This window comes from Streptomyces sp. NPDC058525 (assembly GCF_042719495.1).
In the GTDB taxonomy this organism is placed as follows: Bacteria; Actinomycetota; Actinomycetes; order Streptomycetales; family Streptomycetaceae; genus Streptomyces.
In genome coordinates, this window is record NZ_JBHXNP010000044.1 from 33990 (window position 1) to 53624 (window position 19635).

Consider the following 19635-nt stretch of genomic DNA (forward strand, 5'->3'; position numbering starts at 1 on the left):
GTTACTTGCCCTTCGACTGCGCGATCTGTCGGCTCATGATCGTGGTGAGCTCGTACGCGGTGTGCGAGGCCGCGACCGAGGTGATCTCCGCGTGATCGTACGCCGGGGCCACCTCCACCACGTCGGCGGAAACGAGGTTGCAGGAGGACAGACCGCGGATGATCTCCAGCAGCTCGCGGGAGGTCATGCCGCCCGCCTCGGGGGTGCCGGTGCCGGGCGCGTGGGCCGGGTCCAGTACGTCGATGTCGATGGAGATGTAGAGGGGGCGGTCGCCGATGCGCTGGCGCAGCTGGTCGGCCACCTCGTCGGCGCCGCGGCGGTAGACGTCCGCGGAGGTGACGATGCCGAAGCCCATTTTGGCGTCGTCGTCGAGGTCCTGCTTGCCGTACAGCGGGCCGCGCGTGCCGACGTGCGAGAGCGCCTCGGTGTCGAGGATGCCCTCCTCGACGGCGCGGCGGAACGGGGTGCCGTGGGTGTACTCGGCGCCGAAGTAGGTGTCCCAGGTGTCCAGGTGCGCGTCGAAGTGGAGGAGCGCGACCGGGCCGTGCTTCTTGGCGACGGAACGCAGCAGCGGGAGGGCGATGGTGTGGTCGCCGCCGAGGGTCATCAGGCGGGAGCCGGCGCCGAGCAGCTCGTCGGCCGCGGCCTCGACCGTCTCGACGGCCTCGTTGATGTTGAACGGGTTCACGGCGATGTCGCCGGCGTCCGCGACCTGGGCGAGGGCGAAGGGGGAGGCGTCCTGGGCCGGGTTGTACGGGCGCAGCAGGCGCGAGGCCTCACGGATCGCGTTGCCGCCGAAGCGGGCGCCGGGGCGGTAGGAGACGCCGGAGTCGAAGGGCACGCCGACGACGGCGACGTCGGCGGAGCCGACCTCGTCGAGGCGCGGCAGCCGGGCGAAGGTCGCCGGGCCCGCGTAGCGCGGGATGCGGGAGGAGTCGACGGGGCCGCGCGGCTGCGTGCTCATGGGGGGTGCCCTTCTGGAGGTCCTACAAGTGCGGTCCTTCGAGCGTAAGCCGGTGCTCTCTGGCCGCGAAGTGTACGTTTCATCCACTACCGCCCTTCGATGTGTACGGAGTATCCATGGAGGCCCCTCCCACCCCGCCGGTCGCCCTCGGGCGGCTGCTCGCCGACGCGGAGCTGGGGCTGCGCCGGCTGGCCGGGCCCGCCGAGGCCGAGGTGCACGGGGTGCACGCCTCGGAGATGGCGGACCCGTCGCCGTACCTGCTGGGCGGGGAGCTGCTGCTCACGGCGGGGGCGGGGCTGGCGGGGGCGGGCCCGCAGGGCGGCGGGGCGGAGGCCGGGCCGTACGTCGAGCGGCTCGTGCGGGCCGGGGCGGCCGCCGTCGGCTTCGGGGTCACCCCGGTGCACGAGACGGTGCCGCGGGCGCTGGCCGAAGCCTGCGCCCGGCACGGGCTGCCGCTGGTCGAGGTGCCGCCCGCGACGCCGTTCACCGCCGTGGGCCGGGCCGTGTGGCGGCTGATGGAGGAGGCCCGTACGCGCGAGCTGCGCCGCGTGACCGAGGCGCAGCAGTCCCTCGCGGCGGCGGCCGCCCGACCCGACCCGGTCCCCGCGGTCCTCGCCCGCCTGGCGGCAATCCTGGGCGGCTGGGCAGCCCTGCTCGCGCCGGCCTCCGCGGCCCAGCCCGATCCCGGCCCCGGGGCGGGCGGGTCCGGACCGGGCGCGTCCGCGCCTGCCGGGGCCGTGCCCGCCGTGCCCGCCGGGTCCGCGCAGGCCGCAGGCCGCGGGGCCGTGCCCGCCGGGTCCGCGCAGGCCGCAGGCCGCGGGGCCGCGCCCGCCGGGTCCGGGTCCGGGTCCGTCGGATCCGCACCGGCGCGGGACGCGGTGGGCGGCCCTGCCGCGGCCGGGGCCGCGGCAGGGCGGGGCGGGACCGGGTGGGGTGTGGTGCGCAGTGCCGGGGGTGCGCCCGGTGCGGAGGTGCGGGGTGCGGTGGACGCGCTTGCGGAGCGGGTGGCGCCCGGGTCCGCGGCGACCGCCACCGACACCCTGGCCGGGACGCACCTGGCCGCCTACGCCGTCGGCGGCGGCCGGGTGCTGGCCCTCGCCACCCCGGGCCGGGCCCCGGGCGACCACACCGTCGCCTCCGTCGCGGCCGTCCTGCTGTCCCTGCTCACCGCACCCCGCCCGGCCGGGGACGAGGCCTCCGCGCTGACCCGGCTGCTGCTCGGCGCCAACCCGGCCGACGCCCTGGCCCCCGGACCCTGGCACGTGGTCCACGCCCGGGGGGCCGGTGACCCGCGGGCCCTCGGGGCCGCGCTGGGCACCGTACTGCTCGACCCGTACGAGGGCGGCGTGCGGCTGCTGACCGACCGGGAGCCCGTCCCGCAGCCGGGGTGGCGGCTGGGGGTCAGCGCCCCGGCCGCGCCGGGGGCCCTGGCCGGCGCCGACGCGCAGGCCGCACGCGCCCTGGAGCGCGCGGAGGCGGCCCGCACCCCGCTGGCCCGGCATTCCGCCCCCGGCTTCGCGGGCCTGGTCGGCGAGGCGGAGGCCCGTGCGCACGCCGCGGCCCTGCTGGCGCCGCTCCCGCCCGCGCTGCGGGACACCCTGCGCGGCTGGCTGGCCCACCACGGCGGCTGGGACCGCACGGCCGCCGACCTGGGCGTGCACCGCAACACCGTGCGCCAGCGCGTGGCCCGCTGCGCCGAGCTGCTGGAGCGGGACCTGGACGACCCCGACGTCCGGATGGAGCTGTGGTTCGCCCTGCGCTGGGCCGGGCCCCCGGAGGCCTGAAGCGGCCCGGGGCCCGCCCCGTACGCCCGGCCGGGCGGCTGACGGCGGCCCGGCGCGCGCCGCACCGGTCCTCGGGAGGCGGGGCCCGCCCCTACGATGTGCCGCATGTCCGGGATGTCCGCACCGGCGCGGAGCCGCCTCCTGCGTGAGCAGCTGGCACCGGCCGCCCGGATGGTGGTGTGCGCGGCCCTGCCCTGGTTCGTGTGCCTGTGGATCGGCACGAGCACGGCCCCGGTGCCCGCCGCCCTGCCGGCCGTGCTGATCCTGCGCGGGGACGTGTTCGCGGCGCCCCGGCTGGCCCTGGAACGGCTCGTGGGCGTGGTCGTGGGCGTGGTGCTGAGCGTGGTGGTCCTGCACTGGCTGCCGCTGGGCTCCCTGTCGTTCGTGCTCCTCCTGGTGGGCGGCTGCGCCGGGATGTACCTGCTGCGCCACGACGGCTCCCCCAACCAGCAGGTGCTGGTCACGGCCCTGGTGATCTACGCGACTCCGGTGCCCGGGTATCCGCCGGCCCGGCTGTGGGAGAGCGCGGTCGGCATCGCGGTCGTGGCGCTCCTCGGCCCGCTGCTGTGGCCGCCCGACCTGTACCGCGAGGCGGCGGACGGCCTGGAGGCGTACCGCACCGGTCTGCGCGCCCGCCTGGAGCGGATCGCCGCCCTGGCTGCCGCCGGGCGTCCCACGGGCCCGGCCCCCGCGCCCGCGCCCGCCCCCGCGGAGTCGTTCGCGCTGTGGCACCGCCCGTACGAGCTGTCCGCCGCACTGGACCACCGGTCGGCGCGGCTGCTCCTGCTGCCGCCCCGGCGGGCCCCCGCCGGGGCGGCGGACGTCCTGCGCCCCCGCCTGCGGCTGGCCGCGCGGACGGCTCCGGCCCTGTACTTCCTCGCGCAGGAGCTGGAGACCCGGTCCGCCGGCGGGGCCGAGGGGGCGGTGCGCGCCATGGCTCCGCTCGTGGAGGCGACCGCCTCGGCCCTGGACGCGGCCCTGCGCGGGGAGGACTGCGCGGAGCGGCTGCGGCGGGCGCGGGAGCTCGAAGCGGAGCACCGGGCCTCGTATCCCGGCCGCCGCGACGCCGCGCTGCGGGCCGGGGTCCACCTCACCCTCGAGGCGCTGGCCGCGTACCCGGACCCGGCCGCGGGCTGAGCGCGTCCGGCCGGCTCGGACGGGACGGGCGCCTCGGCCGTCCGGTGTACATCCCGGGCCGTCGGACCGCCGCTGGCGGGCGGCGCGGCCGGCCCGGGCGAGAGTGTCCCCTGCGGACCGGGCGGGCGAGGCGAGGGAGGATCCCGGATGGAGCTGGCGGTGGCCTTCGACACGATGGCCCGGTGGCAGTTCGGCATGACGACCGTCTACCACTTCCTGTTCGTCCCGCTCACGATCTCCCTGGCGACGCTGGTCGCGGTGCTCCAGACCGCGTGGGTGCGGACGGGGCGGGAGAAGTACCTTTCGGCCACCAAGTTCTGGGGAAAGCTGCTCCTGATCAACATGGCGGTGGGTGTGGTCACCGGGATCGTGCTGGAGTTCCAGTTCGGCATGAACTGGTCCGCCTACTCGCGGTTCGTCGGTGACATCTTCGGGGCTCCGCTGGCCTTCGAGGCGCTGATCGCCTTCTTCCTCGAGTCGACCTTCGTGGGCCTGTGGATCTTCGGCTGGGACAGGCTGCCGAAGAGGATCCACCTGGCCTGCATCTGGATCGTCGCGGTCGCCACCGTCCTCTCCGCCTGGTTCATCCTGGCGGCCAACTCCTGGATGCAGCACCCCGTCGGCTACCGGATGAACGGGGAGCGCGGCCGCGCCGAGCTCACCGACTTCTGGCTCGTGCTCACCCAGAACACGACGCTGGTCGTCGTCTACCACACCCTCTCGGCCGCCTTCCTGGTCGGCGGGGCGTTCATGCTGGGCATCTCGGCCCTGCACCTGCGGCGCGGCCGGCACGTGCCGGTGATGCGCGCCTCGATGCGGCTGGGCTTGGTGACGATGCTGGTGGCCGGGGTGCTGGTGGCCTTCAGCGGGGACAGCCTCGGCAAGGTGATGGTCCAGCAGCAGCCGATGAAGATGGCCGCGGCCGAGGCGCTGTGGGACGGCCAGACGTCCGCCCCGTTCTCGGTGTTCGCCGTCGGCGACGTCTCCAAGGGGCACAACAGCGTGGAGTGGTCGGTCCCCGGCCTGCTCTCGTTCCTCGCGGTGGGGAACTTCACCGGGTACGTGGCGGGCATCAACGACACGCAGGCGGTCGAGGAGGCGCAGCACGGGCCGGGGGACTACAAGCCCGACATCCCGGTCGCGTTCTGGGGCTTCCGCTTCATGATGGGCTTCGGCATGACCTCGCTCGCCGTGGGCGCGGTCGGGCTGTGGCTGACCCGCCGCAAGGTCCTGCTCGCCCCGGGGCTGCGGACCGGCGAGGACGAGGTGCCGCACCTGGCCCTGACCCGCGGCCGGACCCTGGGGTCCCTGCTGACCACCTGGTACTGGCGCGCGGCCGTGTGGACGCTGGCCTTCCCGCTGATCGCCTGCTCCTGGGGCTGGATCTTCACCGAGATGGGCCGCCAGCCCTGGGCGGTCTACGGAGTCCTGCGCACCGCCGACGCCGTCTCGCCCGGCGTGTCCCACGGCGAGGTCATCGCCTCCCTCGCCGCGTTCGGCCTGCTGTACGCGCTCCTCGCCGTCATCGAGGTCCGCCTCCTGGCCAGGTCCGTCATGGCCGGCCCGCCCGAGGTCACCGCCTCCGACCTGGCCGCGCCGCGCCGGATCGGCGGCGAAGACGAGGACCCCGACCGGCCGATGGCGTTCTCGTACTGACGGTCGGGAACCCGGTATGGACAGGGACGACAACCCGCCGGTAACTTAGTCTGAGCAAGCGCTTAGGCATAAGCGGCGTCGCGCCGCCACCGAGAGGAGTCGGCCGTGCGCCGTACCGTTTTCAACGAGGACCACGAGGCGTTCCGCGAGACCATCCGCGCCTTCATCGAGGCCGAGGTCGTCCCGGTCTACGACGAGTGGTTCCAGGCCGGCCAGGCGCCGCGCGACTTCTACTACAAGCTCGGCGAGCTCGGCGTCTTCGGTATCAACGTCCCCGAGGAGTTCGGCGGCGCCGGCCTGGACACCCACAAGTTCGAGGCCGTGCTCTACGAGGAGACCTCGCGCGCGGGCGTGAACTTCGGCGGCTCCGGCGTGCACGTGCTGCTCGCCCTCCCCTACATCAAGATGCTCGCCGACGACGAGCAGAAGAAGCGCTACCTCCCGAAGTTCGTCTCCGGCGAGGAGATGTGGGCGCTGGCGATGACCGAGCCGGGCACCGGCTCCGACGTCGCGGGCATGAAGACCACCGCCAAGCTCTCCGAGGACGGCACGCACTACGTCCTCAACGGCGCCAAGACCTTCATCACCGGTGGCGTCCACGCCGACCGCGTGATCGTCTGCGCCCGCACCTCCGCCCCGAGCGCGGAGGACCGCCGCTTCGGCATCTCCCTGTTCGCCGTGGACACCAAGTCCGAGGGCTACTCGATCGGCCGCAAGCTGGACAAGCTGGGCCTGCGCACCTCCGACACCGCCGAGCTGGCGTTCGTCGACGTGAAGGTGCCGGTCGAGGACCTGCTCGGCGAGGAGAACAAGGGCTTCTACTACCTCGGCGCCAACCTGCCCTCCGAGCGCTGGGGCATCGCCTTCGGCGCGTACGCGCAGGCCAAGGCCGCCATCCGGTTCGCCCAGCAGTACGTGACCGAGCGCACCGTCTTCGGCAAGCCCGTCGCGCACTTCCAGAACACCAAGTTCGAGCTGGCCGCCTGCCAGGCCGAGGTGGACGCCGCCGAGGCCGTCGCCGACCGCGCCCTGGAGGCCCTGGACGCCGGTGAGCTCACCGCCGCCGAGGCCGCCTCCGCCAAGCTGTTCTGCACCGAGGTCGCGCACCGCGTGATCGACAAGTGCCTCCAGCTGCACGGCGGCTACGGCTACATGAACGAGTACCCGATCGCCCGCCTGTACGCCGACAACCGCGTGAACCGCATCTACGGCGGCACCAGCGAGGTCATGAAGTCCATCATCGCCAAGTCCATGGGCCTGTAAGGGAGTCGGGGCACCTACCCTTCCCCCATGAACGAGGCACTGACGACGCTCCTCGATCTGCTCGACCTCGAGCAGATCGAGGAGAACATCTTCCGCGGCACCAGCCGTTCGGCGGTGGTACCGCGGGTCTTCGGCGGCCAGGTCGCGGCCCAGGCACTGGTCGCGGCCGGCCGCACCGTGCCCGAGGACCGCACCGCGCACTCGCTGCACTCGTACTTCCTGCGCGCCGGGGACCCCGGCGCGCCCATCGTCTACTCGGTGGACCGGATCCGCGACGGGCGCTCCTTCACCACGCGCCGGGTGGTCGCCGTCCAGCACGGCCAGCCCGTCTTCCACCTCTCCGCGTCCTTCCAGACGCACGAGGAGGGCCTGGACCACCAGGCCGCCATGCCCTCCGCGCCCGATCCGGAGACGCTGCCGACCGCGGCCGAGTCGCTGCCCGCGTACCGGGAGATCTTCCGCGACCCGGGCACGGTGGAGCGGCTGATCGAGGCGCGCGGCGCGGTGGACCTGCGGTACGCCACGACCCCGCCCTGGGGCAGCGTCGGCGAGCCGGTGGAGCCGCGCTCGCAGGTGTGGTTCCGTACGGCCGGCAAGCTGGAGAGCGACGACTCGCTGCTGCACACCTGCCTGGCCACCTACGTCTCCGACATGACCCTGCTGGACTCGGTGCTGCTCGCGCACGGGCGCGGCGGGTGGGCGGTCGGCGACGTGGTCGGCGCCTCGCTGGACCACGCGATGTGGTTCCACCGGCCGTTCCGCGCGGACGAGTGGCTGCTGTACGACCAGGAGTCCCCGTCGGCGGCCGCCGGCCGGGGGCTGGGCCAGGCCCGCATCTGGACCCAGGACGGCCGGCTGGCCGTGACCGTCATCCAGGAGGGTGTCGTACGCGTCCCGCGCACATGATCAGACATACCGTCACATCATGTCCGGAGAATCCGAAAGCGTCGGCACGGTCGTCGTCGCCGTCGTGACCAACCTCGGCATCGCCGCCGCGAAGGCGGTGGGCGGGATCGTCAGCGGGTCCAGCGCGATGCTGTCCGAGGCCGCGCACTCGGTGGCCGACACGGTGACCGAGGTACTGCTGCTGACCGCGCTGAAGCGCAGCGCGAGACCGGCGGACGAGGCGCACCCCCTGGGGTACGGGCCCGAGCGGTACATCTGGGCGCTGCTGGCGTCGATCGCGACCTTCGCCGGCGGCGCGGTGTTCGCGGTCTACGACGGCATCCACACGCTGGTGCAGGGCGAGGAGCCCGGGAACCCGACGCTGTCCTACCTCATCCTCGCGGTGGCCTTCGTCCTGGAGGGCTACTCGCTGCTGGTGGCCTGGCGTCAGATGCGGGGCGAGGCCGCCCGGATGGGGGCTCCCCTGGGGCGGTACGTGAAGCACACCCCCGATACGGCGGTGAAGGCGGTGCTGCTGGAGAACGTGGCCGCGCTGATCGGCCTGGCGCTGGCCGCGGGCGGGCTGCTGGGAGCGCAGCTCACCGGGTCCGGGGTGTTCGACGGGGTGGCCTCGCTGCTGATCGGGCTGCTGCTGGTGTGGGTGGCGTGGGAGCTGGGGCGCTCGAACGCGCAGTACCTGATCGGGCGGCCGCTGCCCGCCGCGATGCGGGCGCGGGTCCGGGAGGAGCTGCTGGCGGTGCCGCACGTCGAGGCGGTGCTGGAGCTGACCACGCTGGTGCAGGGCCCGGCGGAGGTGCTGGTCGCGGCGAAGGTCGACTTCCGCGACCTGGCGTCGGCGGGCCAGGTGGAGGCCTCGTGCGAGGAGGCGGAGGCCCGGCTCCGCGAGGCGTTCCCGGCCATCCGCCGCGTCTACCTGGACCCGACACCGGCCCCGGCTCCGCCGGGCGTGTTCCGGGACTAGCTAGTCCCACCAGAACGACCAGTGCGTCGAGCCGATCAGGGCCTCCTGGGCGTAGTCGCGGACGGTGCCGGAGCCCTGGCAGACGTTGTCGGGCGCGAAGGCGAAGTGCTCGGCCGCCAGCGGCAGGGCCTCGGCGAGGGTGCGGGGCGGGGCGGGGACGTACAGGTCGAGGGTGGCGAAGCCGAGGGCCAGGACGCGGACGCCGTAGCGGTCCTCCCAGGAGCGCAGGACGGCGCTGATCCGGCCCGTGTCGTTCTCGTGGTTGACGGGACCGGCCCAGCCGATCGCGGCCGGGATGTCGGCGCCGCGCCCGGCCGGGACCAGGGCCAGCCGGGGGCGGCCGAGCGAGCCGTCTCGGATCAGCTGCCGGGCGAGCCCGTCGGCGCCCGCGTCGGGGTCCGCCTCCCGGGCCCGGCCCGCCTCGGCGAGTCCCGGCCAGGCCCGGCCGAAGGGGGCGATCAGATCCTCGCCCTCCCGCCCCTCCTCGGGGTCCGGGACCACGGCCTCCCAAAACTCGCGGAGCACCGGCTGGACGTGGTGGTCGTCGGGGGCGGACGTCCACTCCGGCCGCAGGAACTCCCGGGTGTCCCACCATTCCTCGGGCCCGTGCCGGTCGTGGAGCAGTACGGTCCGCAACCCGGGCGGCGCCGGGTACGCGGCGGCGGGGGCGTCGACCGGCCCGTCGGAGAGCCACAGCACCGGCTCCTGCCGGGTGCGCCGCAGCCGGCGCCGGGCGTCCCGGGTGACCAGGCGGCCGGGCGGCAGGCCTGCGGCGGAGCCGAGCGCCGACAGCGGATTCGGGAGTTCGCTCATGGCCGCGACCGTAACGACCCGCACTGACAGCGCGGGGCGGGCCGGTACGGCGCGGGACGGCCGGGCGCGGCGCGGTACGGCCGGGCGCGGCGCGGTACGGGCGGGCGCGGCACCGTACGGCGCGGGACGGCCGGGCGCGGCACCGTACGGCGCGGGACGGCCGGGCGCGGCACGGTACAGCCGGGCGCGGCACCGTACGGCGCGGGACGGCCGGGCGCGGCGCGGTACAGCCCGGCGCGGCACCGTACGGCGCGGGACGGCCGGGCGCGGCGCGGTACAGCCCGGCGCGGCACCGTACGGCGCGGGACGGCCGGGCGCGGCACCGTACGGCGCGGTACGGCCGGGCGCGGCACGGTACGGCCCGGCGCGGCACCGTACGGCGCGGCACGGCCCAGCGCGGCGCGGTACGGCGCGGTACGCCCGGCGCGGCGTGGCGCCCGGCAGGGTGCGGCTACGTGTCCAGCAGCCCGGCCGCGGACAGCAGGTAGGCCGTCATCGGGTCGTAGAAGCGGGGGTCGCGGACGTGGTCGTCCAGGGGGACGGCCACCTGGAGGGTCCCCTCGGCCTCGCCGAGGAAGAGCGCCGGGTCGTTGCAGTCCGCGTACCCCACCGCGTCCAGGCCGCGCTGCGCCGCGCAGCCCGCCCAGCCGTGGTCGGCGACGATCAGGTCCGGCTGCGGCCGGCCGGCCGCCGCGAGGCCGTCCAGGATCGCGGCCATCGGCTCCGGCGAGTGGGTGTGCCACAGCGTCGCGCCGCGCTCCAGCACGGCGACGTCCGCGAACTGCCACACGGAGCCCTCGTCGGCGGTCAGCCCGGACGGGATCACCACGATCTCGCAGCCCGCCGCCCGCAGGGCCGCCGCCGTGGCCCGGTGGACGTCCAGCAGCCCGCCCGGGTGCCCGGTGGCGAGCAGCACGCTCTGCCGGTCCAGCGCGGCCTTGTGCAGCCGGGCCGCCAGCCGGTCCAGGCCGGACACGGTCAGCTCCGGGTCGATGGTGTCCTGGCCGAAGCGGTGCGCCGGGTCGTCCACGACCCCGCAGCGCTCCGCCATGACGGCGAGCACGTCCTGCTCGTCGCTCCAGCGGTCGCCCAGCTCCAGCCCGAGCCAGTAGTGCCGGTCGCCGTTGGCGAGCTTGCGGTAGTGGGAGAGGTTGTTCTCGCGCGGCGTGGCGACCTGTCCCGCGATGCGCGTGCGGACCAGGTGGTCGACGAGTTCGGCGCGGCTCGGTACGGGCGTCTCTATCGGCTTCGGCATGCGGCCCATTCTGCCGCCGCCCGGGCGCAGCCGCCTCGCCCATCCCGACCGGTGGACGCGCCGGTTCACACCGTCAGAGCCCCGAACGCCCCGTGCGCGAGCCGCCGGAGCAGGGACTCCGTCGCCTCCCGGCCGAGGGCCGCCAGGTGCGGGGTGGAGTTCAGCAGGCCGAAGACCGCGTGCACGGAGACCCGTACCTCGGCCTCGCCCACCTCCGGGTGCAGTTCCCGTACGACGTCCACCCACAGCTCCACGTACTGGCGCTGGAGCTGCCGCACGAGCTTGCGGTCGGTGTCGCGGAGCCGGTCGAGCTCCCGGTCGTGCAGGGTGATCAGCGCCCGGTCGTCGAGGGCGAAGTCGATGTGCCCGTCGATGAGGGAGGACAGGACCAGCGCGGGATCACCCGCGGCCTCCTCCACCCGGTGTCGGCCGCCGGTCAGCAGCCGTTCGCTGATGCCGACCAGCAGCTCGGCCAGCATGGCGTCCTTGCCCGCGAAGTGGCGGTAGAGGCCGGGGCCGCTGATGCCGACCGCGGCCCCTATCTCGTCGACCCCGACGCCGTGGAATCCGCGCGCGGCGAAGAGGCGGGCGGCCTCGCTGAGGATCTGCTCGCGACGTGTCGGGGCGGCGGCACTGGTGCTCATGGGAAACCATTCTAGACAGGGCCGTTAGCGCTCGTTAACCTAGGCGGTACATGCGTTAACGCTCATTAACAGCGTGCACCGAGCAAGGGAGCTCGACCGATGCAGCAGGCACCAGTGCTGACGAGCGCCGCGGACCCGGCGTCCGAGGCCTGGCGGACCAACGAGGCCGCCCACCGCGAGCTGACCGAGGGCCTGCGGGCCCGGCTCGACGCGGCGCGGCTCGGCGGCGGCGAGAAGGCCCGCGCCCGCCACACCGCCCGCGGGAAGCTCCTGCCCCGCGACCGGGTGGACACCCTCCTGGACCCCGGGTCCCCCTTCCTGGAGCTGGCCCCGCTGGCCGCCGAGGGCATGTACGGGGGCGCGGCCCCCGCCGCCGGGGTGATCGCGGGCATCGGACGGGTCAGCGGGCGCGAGTGCGTGATCGTCGCGAACGACGCCACCGTCAAGGGCGGCACGTACTACCCGATGACCGTCAAGAAGCACCTGCGCGCCCAGGAGGTGGCCCTGGAGAACCATCTCCCCTGCCTCTACCTGGTCGACTCCGGCGGCGCCTTCCTGCCCATGCAGGACGAGGTCTTCCCGGACCGCGAGCACTTCGGCCGCATCTTCTACAACCAGGCGCGCATGTCGGGCGCCGGCATCCCGCAGATCGCCGCCGTCCTCGGCTCGTGCACGGCGGGCGGCGCGTACGTCCCGGCGATGAGCGACGAGGCCGTCATCGTCCGCGGCCAGGGCACGATCTTCCTCGGCGGCCCGCCGCTGGTGAAGGCCGCCACCGGCGAGGTGGTCACGGCGGAGGAGCTGGGCGGCGGCGAGGTCCACTCGCGGACCTCCGGCGTCACCGACCACCTCGCGGAGGACGACGCGCACGCGCTGCGGATCGTGCGCAACATCGTGTCGACCCTGCCGGAGCGCGGGGCCCTGCCCTGGTCGGTGGAGGCTCCCGAGGAGCCCAAGGTGGACCCGTACGGGCTGTACGGCGCGGTCCCGGTCGACTCCCGCACCCCGTACGACGCCCGCGAGATCATCGCGCGGATCGTGGACGGCTCCCGCTTCCAGGAGTTCAAGGCCGAGTTCGGGCAGACCCTGGTCACCGGCTTCGCCCGGATCCACGGGCACCCGGTCGGGATCGTCGCCAACAACGGCATCCTGTTCTCCGAATCCGCCCAGAAGGGCGCCCACTTCATCGAGCTGTGCGACCAGCGCGGCATCCCGCTGCTGTTCCTCCAGAACATCTCGGGCTTCATGGTCGGCCGCGACTACGAGGCGGGCGGCATCGCCAAGCACGGCGCCAAGATGGTGACGGCGGTGGCCTGCACCCGGGTGCCGAAGCTGACGGTGGTCGTCGGCGGCTCGTACGGGGCCGGCAACTACTCGATGTGCGGGCGGGCGTACTCGCCGCGGTTCCTGTGGATGTGGCCCAACGCCAAGATCTCCGTGATGGGCGGCGAGCAGGCGGCCTCGGTGCTGGCCACGGTCAAGCGGGACCAGATCGAGGGCGCCGGCCAGGAGTGGCCGGCCGAGGACGAGGAGGCCTTCAAGGCCCCGGTCCGGGCGCAGTACGAGGAGCAGGGCAACGCCTACTACGCCACCGCCCGGCTGTGGGACGACGGGGTCATCGACCCGCTGGAGACCCGACAGGTGCTGGGTCTGGCCCTGACCGCGTGCGCGAACGCCCCGCTGGGCGACTCGGGCTTCGGCATCTTCCGTATGTGACGTGAGGACCTCACTGATGTTCAGCACTGTTCTGGTCGCCAACCGCGGCGAGATCGCGGTACGCGTCATCCGCACCCTGCGCGAGCTGGGCGTGCGGTCGGTGGCCGTCTTCAGCGACGCGGACGCGGACGCCCGCCACGTGCGGGAGGCCGACACGGCCGTCCGCATCGGTCCGGCGGCGGCCGCCGAGAGCTACCTGTCGGTGGAGCGGCTGCTGGATGCCGCGCGGCGGACGGGCGCCGAGGCGGTCCACCCGGGCTACGGCTTCCTCGCGGAGAACGCGGCCTTCGCGGAGGCGTGCGCGGAGGCCGGTCTCGGCTTCATCGGGCCCCCGGCTTCGGCGATCTCCCTGATGGGCGACAAGATCCGGGCCAAGGAGACGGTGCGCGCCGCCGGGGTCCCGGTGGTCCCGGGCTCCTCGGGCAGCGGCCTGTCCGACGCCGAACTGGTCGCCGCCGCCGAGGAGATCGGCATGCCCGTGCTGCTGAAGCCCTCGGCGGGCGGCGGCGGCAAGGGCATGCGGCTGGTGCGGGACGAGGCCGTGCTGGCCGAGGAGATCGCGGCGGCCCGCCGCGAGGCCCGCTCCTCCTTCGGCGACGACACGCTCCTGGTCGAGCGGTGGGTCGACCGGCCCCGGCACATCGAGATCCAGGTGCTCGCCGACTCCCACGGAAACGTGGTCCACCTGGGCGAGCGCGAGTGCTCGCTCCAGCGGCGCCACCAGAAGGTGATCGAGGAGGCGCCGTCGGTCCTGCTGGACGAGAAGACCCGGGCGGCGATGGGCGCGGCGGCGGTGGAGGCGGCCCGCTCGTGCGGGTACGTGGGCGCGGGCACGGTGGAGTTCATCGTCCCGGGCGGGGACCCGTCCTCTTACTACTTCATGGAGATGAACACCCGCCTCCAGGTCGAGCACCCGGTGACGGAGCTGATCACCGGCCTGGACCTGGTGGAGCAGCAGCTGCGGGTGGCCTCCGGCGGGGTCCTGCCGTTCACCCAGGACGAGGTCCGGCTGACGGGCCACGCGATCGAGGCCCGGGTGTGCGCGGAGGACCCGGCGCGGGGGTTCCTGCCCTCCGGCGGGACGGTGCTGGCGCTTTCGGAACCGTCGGGCGGGGCGGTGCGCACCGACTCGGGTCTGACCGCGGGCGTGCCCGTGGGTTCGACGTACGACCCGATGCTGTCAAAGGTGATCGCGTACGGGCCGGACCGGGCGACCGCCCTGCGGGTGCTGAGGGCTGCGCTGGCGGACACGGTGATTCTGGGGGTGCAGACCAACGCGGGTTTCCTGCGGAGGCTGCTGGCGCACCCGGATGTGGTCTCGGGCGACCTGGACACCGGGCTGGTGGAGCGGGACCTTCCCGGGCTGCTCCCGGACGGCGTCCCGGATGAGGTGTACGCGGCGGCTGCCCTGCTGGCGCAGCCCGTGACGAAGCCGCGGCAGGAGGGCTGGACCGACCCCTTCGACGCCGGCAACGGCTGGCGCCTCGGCGGCACCCCGGCCTGGACGGTGCACCACTTCCGCCTCCCGGGCCAGGACCCGGTGACGGTCCGCACCCGCCCGTCGGGCTCGGCCACGGAGCTGCTCGTCGCCGACGAAGCCGGGGCAGATCCAGCCTCGCCGGCGCTTGAGGCGCGGGGTCTGGGGCAGAGCCCCAGCGCACCGGCGCGCGGCCGCATCGTCACCCGCACCGACGACACCGTCACCGTCGAAGTCGACGGCGTGACGCACCGCTTCGCGTACGCGACCTCCCCGGAGGGGACCTGGCTGGGCCGCGACGCGGACAGCTGGCACGTCCAGCACCACGACCCCGTCTCGGCGAAGGCCGCGGCCGGCGCGGGCGCCGACACCCTCGCCGCCCCGATGCCCGGCACCGTCACGGTCGTCAAGGTGGCCGTCGGCGACAAGGTGGCCGCCGGCCAGAGCCTCCTCGTGGTCGAGGCGATGAAGATGGAGCACGTCATCTCCTCCCCGCACGCCGGGACCGTCACCGAGCTCGATGTCACCGCTGGCGCCACCGTGGCCATGGACCAGGTCCTGGCCGTCGTCACCCCGGACGAGGAGGAGGGCGCGTGAGCGGCCTGCCCATGACCGTCCCGGCGCCCGGCCTGCCGGCCCGGGTCAAGATCCACGAGGTCGGCGCCCGTGACGGCCTGCAGAACGAGAAGACGGCCGTCCCGACCGCCGTCAAGGCCGAGTTCGTCCACCGGCTGGCCGCCGCCGGCCTCACCACGATCGAGGCCACCAGCTTCGTCCACCCGAAGTGGGTTCCGCAGCTCGCCGACGCCGAGCAGCTCTTCCCGCTGCTCGGCGACCTCGACGCCGCGCTGCCCGTGCTCGTGCCCAACGAGCGCGGCCTCGAGCGGGCGCTGGCGCTCGGTGCCACCCGCATCGCCGTGTTCGGCTCGGCCACCGAGACCTTCGCCCTGCGCAACCTCAACCGGACCGTCGCCGAGTCCCTGGCCATGTTCGAGCCCGTCGTGGCCCGGGCCAAAGAGGGCAAGACGCACGTCCGCGGCTATCTGTCGATGTGCTTCGGCGACCCCTGGGAGGGGCCGGTCCCGGTCCACCAGGTGGTCCGCACCGCCAAGGCCCTGCTCGACCTCGGCTGTGACGAGCTGAGCCTCGGCGACACCATCGGCGTGGCCACGCCCGGCCACGTCCAGGCCCTGCTGAGCGCGCTCAACGAGGAAGGCGTGCCCACCGACCGGATCGGCGTGCACTTCCACGACACCTACGGCCAGGCCCTGTCCAACACCCTCGCCGCGCTCCAGCACGGCGTGAGCACGGTCGACGCCTCCGCCGGCGGCCTCGGCGGGTGCCCGTACGCCAAGAGCGCCACCGGGAACCTCGCCACCGAGGACCTGGTGTGGATGCTCGACGGCCTCGGCATCGAGACCGGTGTCGACCTGGCCGCCCTCACCGCCACGAGCGTGTGGATGGCCGAACGGCTGGGACGCCCCAGCCCCTCCCGTACCGTCCGCGCCCTCTCCCACAAGGAGTAAGTGACTCATGTCCCTCGACCACCGGCTCACCCCCGAGCACGAGGAACTCCGCCGCACCGTCGAGGCCTTCGCGCACGACGTGATCGCGCCGAAGATCGGCGACCTGTACGAGCGCCACGAGTTCCCGTACGAGATCGTCGCCGAGATGGGCCGCATGGGCCTGTTCGGCCTGCCCTTCCCCGAGGAGTACGGCGGCATGGGCGGCGACTACCTCGCCCTCGGCATCGCCCTGGAGGAGCTGGCCCGCGTCGACTCCTCCGTCGCCATCACCCTGGAGGCCGGGGTCTCCCTCGGCGCCATGCCCCTCTACCTCTTCGGGACCGAGGAGCAGAAGCGCGAGTGGCTGCCGAAGATGTGCTCCGGGGAGATCCTGGGCGCTTTCGGCCTGACCGAGCCGGGCGCGGGCAGCGATGCCGGCGGCACCCGCACCACGGCCGTCCGCGACGGCGACGAGTGGGTCATCAACGGCTCGAAGTGCTTCATCACCAACTCCGGTACGGACATCACCGGCCTGGTCACCGTCACCGCCGTGACGGGCCGCAAGGCGGACGGCCGCCCGGAGATCTCCTCGATCATCGTCCCGTCCGGCACGCCCGGCTTCACGGTGGCCGCGCCGTACTCCAAGGTCGGCTGGAACGCCTCGGACACCCGCGAGCTGTCCTTCGACGGCGTACGGGTGCCGCTCGCCAACCTGGTCGGCGAAGAGGGCCGCGGCTACGCGCAGTTCCTGCGGATCCTCGACGAGGGCCGCATCGCCATCTCCGCGCTCGCGACGGGCCTGGCCCAGGGCTGTGTGGACGAGTCGGTGAAGTACGCGAAGGAGCGGCACGCCTTCGGCAAGGCGATCGGCGACAACCAGGCCATCCAGTTCAAGCTGGCGGACATGGAGACGCGCGCGCACATGGCCCGTATCGGCTGGCGCGACGCCGCTTCCCGGCTGGTCCGCGGCGAGCCGTTCAAGAAGGAGGCGGCGATCGCCAAGCTGTACTCCTCCACGGTGGCCGTGGACAACGCCCGGGACGCGACGCAGATCCACGGCGGCTACGGGTTCATGAACGAGTACCCGGTGGCGCGGATGTGGCGGGACTCGAAGATCCTGGAGATCGGCGAGGGCACCAGCGAGGTCCAGCGCATGCTCATCGCGCGCGAACTGGGCTTCTCCGCCTAGGGCCTGTCCGGCGGATCAGGGTCGGATGGGTCGCGGCGTCTGGTGCGGTGCATCGCAAGGCGCCGAAGCGTCCTGATAGCGGAGCTATTGGGGCGTTTCGGCAACGCGGCGAGGTGCCGTGCCAGACGCCGCGACCCCGGCCATGATCCGCCGGACAGGCCCTAGTCGCAGCACCGGACGCGGTACGGCGCGCGGGACGCCCGCGCGCCGGGGGCCCTGAAAAACTTAGGGCCCCCTTACCGTTTTCGGCCAAGGTTAGGCTAACCTTCCCACCGAACGGCACAGGCGCCGCCCGGCACGCACGAAAACGGACACCGACATGCCCAAGTCCCGAACCCTCTCCTTCACCCGCCGCGGTTTCATCGCGGCAGGCGGCGCCCTCGGCCTCGTCGCGGCGCTGGCCGCGTGCGGTGGCACCGACTCGGCGAAGGGCGACGGCGGCGCGGACAAGGGCGCCGCGGCGTCGGGCGCCTGGTCCTTCAAGGACGACCTCGGCAAGGACGTCAGCACCAAGGCCAAGCCGAAGAACATCGTCGCCTTCACCGGCACCGCCGCCGCGCTGTACGACTACGGCATCCCGGTCAAGGGCGTCTTCGGCCCGACCAAGACCGCCGACGGCAAGCCCGACGTCCAGGCCGGTTCGATGGACATCTCCAAGCTCGAGATCATCGGCAACGTCTACGACGAGTTCAACGTCGAGAAGTACGCGGCCCTCCAGCCCGACCTGCTCGTCACCAACACGTGGGACGGCAGCTACTGGTACGTGCCCGAGGCCTCCAAGGACAAGATCCTGCAGCTGGCCCCGGCCGCCGCGATCTCCGTGGGCGGCGACGCCACCCTGGACAAGGCCCTGGAGCGCACCGCCGAGCTCGCCAAGTCCCTCGGCGCCGACATGAACGACAAGAAGGCCGTCGACGCCAGGGCCCGCTTCGAGGCGGCCGCGGCGAAGGTCCGCGAGGCCACCAAGGCCAACCCGGGCATCAAGGTCCTCGTCGGCTCCGGCTCCGCCGACCTGTTCTATGTCTCCACCCCGGACACCTCGGCCGACCTGAAGTACTTCAAGACCCTGGGCGTCGAGTTCGTCACCCCGGAGAAGCTGGACGAGGGCGGCTTCTTCGAGAGCCTCAGCTGGGAGAACGCCGGCAAGTACAAGGCCGACGTCGTCTTCCTCGACAACCGCACCGGCACCCTGCAGCCGGAGGACCTGAAGGCGAAGGCCACCTGGGCCGAGCTGCCCGCCGTCAAGGCCGGCCAGATCACCCCGCGCGTCACCGAGCCGATCTACTCGTACGACAAGTGCGCCACGATCCTCGAGGACCTCGCCAAGGCCATCCAGAACGCCAAGAAGGTCGGCTGACCGCCCTTCCTTCCGGCTGAATCCCAGGGGGGACTCTCCGTATGACCGTCACCGCGTCCGACGTCCCGGCCGCTCTGCACTTCCGGTTCTTCGCGCTGGACGTGCTCCGCACGCGCCGCCTCGGACACTCCTTCCTGCGGGTGACGTTCGGCGGTGAGTCCCTCGCGGACTTCCGCTCGGGCGGCTTCGACCAGAGCCTGTCGCTCTTCCTGCCCTCGCCCGGCCAGGAGCACACCGTGCTCCCGTCCACGGACCAGGACACCTGGTTCGCCGCCTGGCGCGGGATGCCGGACGAGGACCGGCCGGTGATGCGCTCCTACACCGTGCGCGAACAGCGCCGTACGGCCGGGGGCGTGGACGAGGTCGACATCGACTTCGTCCTGCACGGGGACGCGAGCCCCGCCTCCCACTGGGCGGGCCGCGCGGTGACCGGCCGCCGGATCCTGGCGATCGGCCCGGCCGTCGCCGAGAACAAGTCGGTGCGGTTCCAGCCGCCGGCCGGGGCCGACGCGGTCTGGATGTACGCGGACGAGACCGCCCTGCCGGCCGCGGCCGCGATCCTGGACCGGCTGCCGGCCGGGACCCGGGTCCGGGCCTGGTTCGAGGTTCCGCACGAGGACGACCGGCTCGCGCTGTCGACCCTCGCCGAGGCGGACATCACCTGGATCGTCCGCGAGGGCGACGGCCGGGAGCGCACCGAGCAGGTGCTGAACGCGCTGCGCGCGGCCGGCCCGCTCGCCGCCGAAGCTCCGTACGTGTGGCTGGCGGGCGAGGCGGGCACGGTGCGCGCCACGCGCCGCCACTTCGTGCAGGAACGATCCGTCGACCGCCGCTCGGTGCGTTTCACCGGCTACTGGCGGCTCGGCGCGAGCGAGGAGCAGCTCCTCGCCGAGGCATACGCGGGCAAGGCCCCGAGTGAGGACCCCGCGTCCGAGCTCTAGTCAGTTTCCGCAGGCAGTAAGGCAGTTGAGACGGGCCCTGGTTTTCAGCCAGGGCCCCTCTTCATTT

At 73.7% G+C, this 19635-nt stretch carries 16 protein-coding genes; 12 read left to right on the forward strand and 4 right to left on the reverse strand.

The annotated features are described in order from the left end of the window. Nucleotide 1: 1 nt before the first annotated feature. Nucleotides 2–964 carry an agmatinase gene (gene speB, locus ACFWP3_RS21160; protein WP_361713502.1) on the reverse strand — a complete coding sequence of 321 codons (963 nt, stop codon included), beginning with the start codon at nt 962–964 and terminating at the stop codon, nt 2–4. A gap of 116 nt (nt 965–1080) precedes the next feature. On the opposite strand from speB, the gene ACFWP3_RS21165 reads away from it, so the two are divergent. The 6 genes from ACFWP3_RS21165 (at nt 1081) to ACFWP3_RS21190 (ending at nt 8671) form a co-directional block, all read left to right on the forward strand. Next, a complete protein-coding gene (locus ACFWP3_RS21165; protein ID WP_384223224.1) occupies nt 1081–2748 on the forward strand; it encodes a helix-turn-helix domain-containing protein in 1668 nt (555 codons plus the stop codon). A gap of 105 nt (nt 2749–2853) precedes the next feature. Continuing rightward, complete coding sequence (locus tag ACFWP3_RS21170; RefSeq protein ID WP_384223227.1) at nt 2854–3885, forward strand: FUSC family protein; 1032 nt, start codon at nt 2854–2856, stop codon at nt 3883–3885. 147 nt (nt 3886–4032) lie between these two features. Beyond that, nucleotides 4033–5541 carry a cytochrome ubiquinol oxidase subunit I gene (locus ACFWP3_RS21175; RefSeq protein ID WP_384223230.1) on the forward strand — a complete coding sequence of 503 codons (1509 nt, stop codon included), beginning with the start codon at nt 4033–4035 and terminating at the stop codon, nt 5539–5541. Nucleotides 5542–5646: 105 nt separating this feature from the next. Beyond that, a complete protein-coding gene (locus ACFWP3_RS21180) occupies nt 5647–6804 on the forward strand; it encodes an acyl-CoA dehydrogenase family protein (protein ID WP_384223232.1) in 1158 nt (385 codons plus the stop codon). A gap of 27 nt (nt 6805–6831) precedes the next feature. Continuing rightward, nucleotides 6832–7710: an acyl-CoA thioesterase II gene (gene tesB, locus ACFWP3_RS21185; protein WP_384223235.1), complete on the forward strand. Its 879-nt coding sequence runs from the start codon at nt 6832–6834 to the stop codon at nt 7708–7710. Between the two features lie 19 nt (nt 7711–7729). Further along, nucleotides 7730–8671 carry a cation diffusion facilitator family transporter gene (locus ACFWP3_RS21190; RefSeq protein WP_384223238.1) on the forward strand — a complete coding sequence of 314 codons (942 nt, stop codon included), beginning with the start codon at nt 7730–7732 and terminating at the stop codon, nt 8669–8671. Here ACFWP3_RS21190 and ACFWP3_RS21195 read toward each other — a convergent pair whose 3' ends face one another. From ACFWP3_RS21195 to ACFWP3_RS21205, 3 genes are all read right to left on the reverse strand, one after another. Next, nucleotides 8672–9484, reverse strand: a complete 813-nt coding sequence (locus ACFWP3_RS21195; protein WP_384223241.1) for a DUF4253 domain-containing protein — start codon at nt 9482–9484, stop codon at nt 8672–8674. Nucleotides 9485–9935: 451 nt separating this feature from the next. Beyond that, the gene (locus ACFWP3_RS21200) at nt 9936–10748 is read right to left on the reverse strand and encodes a phosphatase (protein ID WP_384223243.1); all 813 of its coding nucleotides are present in this window, start codon (nt 10746–10748) and stop codon (nt 9936–9938) included. Between the two features lie 56 nt (nt 10749–10804). Beyond that, on the reverse strand, nt 10805–11383 hold the full coding sequence (locus ACFWP3_RS21205; protein ID WP_384223246.1) for a TetR/AcrR family transcriptional regulator: 579 nt from the start codon (nt 11381–11383) through the stop codon (nt 10805–10807). A 99-nt stretch (nt 11384–11482) separates the two neighbouring features. On the opposite strand from ACFWP3_RS21205, the gene ACFWP3_RS21210 reads away from it, so the two are divergent. The 6 genes from ACFWP3_RS21210 to ACFWP3_RS21235 all read left to right on the forward strand — a co-directional run bounded on the left by ACFWP3_RS21210 (nt 11483) and on the right by ACFWP3_RS21235 (nt 19568). Next, on the forward strand, nt 11483–13099 hold the full coding sequence (locus ACFWP3_RS21210) for a carboxyl transferase domain-containing protein (RefSeq protein ID WP_384223248.1): 1617 nt from the start codon (nt 11483–11485) through the stop codon (nt 13097–13099). A 16-nt stretch (nt 13100–13115) separates the two neighbouring features. Next, nucleotides 13116–15173, forward strand: a complete 2058-nt coding sequence (locus ACFWP3_RS21215; protein WP_384223250.1) for an acetyl-CoA carboxylase biotin carboxylase subunit — start codon at nt 13116–13118, stop codon at nt 15171–15173. A gap of 11 nt (nt 15174–15184) precedes the next feature. Then, nucleotides 15185–16102 carry a hydroxymethylglutaryl-CoA lyase gene (locus ACFWP3_RS21220; RefSeq protein WP_384223294.1) on the forward strand — a complete coding sequence of 306 codons (918 nt, stop codon included), beginning with the start codon at nt 15185–15187 and terminating at the stop codon, nt 16100–16102. A gap of 7 nt (nt 16103–16109) precedes the next feature. Further along, the gene (locus ACFWP3_RS21225) at nt 16110–17270 is read left to right on the forward strand and encodes an acyl-CoA dehydrogenase family protein (RefSeq protein WP_384223252.1); all 1161 of its coding nucleotides are present in this window, start codon (nt 16110–16112) and stop codon (nt 17268–17270) included. Nucleotides 17271–17589: 319 nt separating this feature from the next. Next, nucleotides 17590–18627: an ABC transporter substrate-binding protein gene (locus ACFWP3_RS21230; protein WP_384223254.1), complete on the forward strand. Its 1038-nt coding sequence runs from the start codon at nt 17590–17592 to the stop codon at nt 18625–18627. Between the two features lie 41 nt (nt 18628–18668). Next, nucleotides 18669–19568 (forward strand): siderophore-interacting protein, encoded by a 900-nt coding sequence (locus ACFWP3_RS21235; protein ID WP_384223257.1) that lies wholly within the window; start codon nt 18669–18671, stop codon nt 19566–19568. Nucleotides 19569–19635 lie beyond the last annotated feature (67 nt).

What these genes read in the sequence shown, in the direction of transcription:
- speB (WP_361713502.1), bottom strand. Translation starts at nt 964, where the DNA reads ATGAGCACGCAGCCGCGCGGCCCCGTCGACTCCTCCCGCATCCCGCGC.
- ACFWP3_RS21165 (WP_384223224.1), top strand. Translation starts at nt 1,081, where the DNA reads ATGGAGGCCCCTCCCACCCCGCCGGTCGCCCTCGGGCGGCTGCTCGCC.
- ACFWP3_RS21170 (WP_384223227.1), top strand. Translation starts at nt 2,854, where the DNA reads ATGTCCGGGATGTCCGCACCGGCGCGGAGCCGCCTCCTGCGTGAGCAG.
- ACFWP3_RS21175 (WP_384223230.1), top strand. Translation starts at nt 4,033, where the DNA reads ATGGAGCTGGCGGTGGCCTTCGACACGATGGCCCGGTGGCAGTTCGGC.
- tesB (WP_384223235.1), top strand. Translation starts at nt 6,832, where the DNA reads ATGAACGAGGCACTGACGACGCTCCTCGATCTGCTCGACCTCGAGCAG.
- ACFWP3_RS21190 (WP_384223238.1), top strand. Translation starts at nt 7,730, where the DNA reads ATGTCCGGAGAATCCGAAAGCGTCGGCACGGTCGTCGTCGCCGTCGTG.
- ACFWP3_RS21195 (WP_384223241.1), bottom strand. Translation starts at nt 9,484, where the DNA reads ATGAGCGAACTCCCGAATCCGCTGTCGGCGCTCGGCTCCGCCGCAGGC.
- ACFWP3_RS21200 (WP_384223243.1), bottom strand. Translation starts at nt 10,748, where the DNA reads ATGGGCCGCATGCCGAAGCCGATAGAGACGCCCGTACCGAGCCGCGCC.
- ACFWP3_RS21205 (WP_384223246.1), bottom strand. Translation starts at nt 11,383, where the DNA reads ATGAGCACCAGTGCCGCCGCCCCGACACGTCGCGAGCAGATCCTCAGC.
- ACFWP3_RS21210 (WP_384223248.1), top strand. Translation starts at nt 11,483, where the DNA reads ATGCAGCAGGCACCAGTGCTGACGAGCGCCGCGGACCCGGCGTCCGAG.
- ACFWP3_RS21215 (WP_384223250.1), top strand. Translation starts at nt 13,116, where the DNA reads ATGTTCAGCACTGTTCTGGTCGCCAACCGCGGCGAGATCGCGGTACGC.
- ACFWP3_RS21220 (WP_384223294.1), top strand. Translation starts at nt 15,185, where the DNA reads ATGACCGTCCCGGCGCCCGGCCTGCCGGCCCGGGTCAAGATCCACGAG.
- ACFWP3_RS21225 (WP_384223252.1), top strand. Translation starts at nt 16,110, where the DNA reads ATGTCCCTCGACCACCGGCTCACCCCCGAGCACGAGGAACTCCGCCGC.
- ACFWP3_RS21230 (WP_384223254.1), top strand. Translation starts at nt 17,590, where the DNA reads ATGCCCAAGTCCCGAACCCTCTCCTTCACCCGCCGCGGTTTCATCGCG.
- ACFWP3_RS21235 (WP_384223257.1), top strand. Translation starts at nt 18,669, where the DNA reads ATGACCGTCACCGCGTCCGACGTCCCGGCCGCTCTGCACTTCCGGTTC.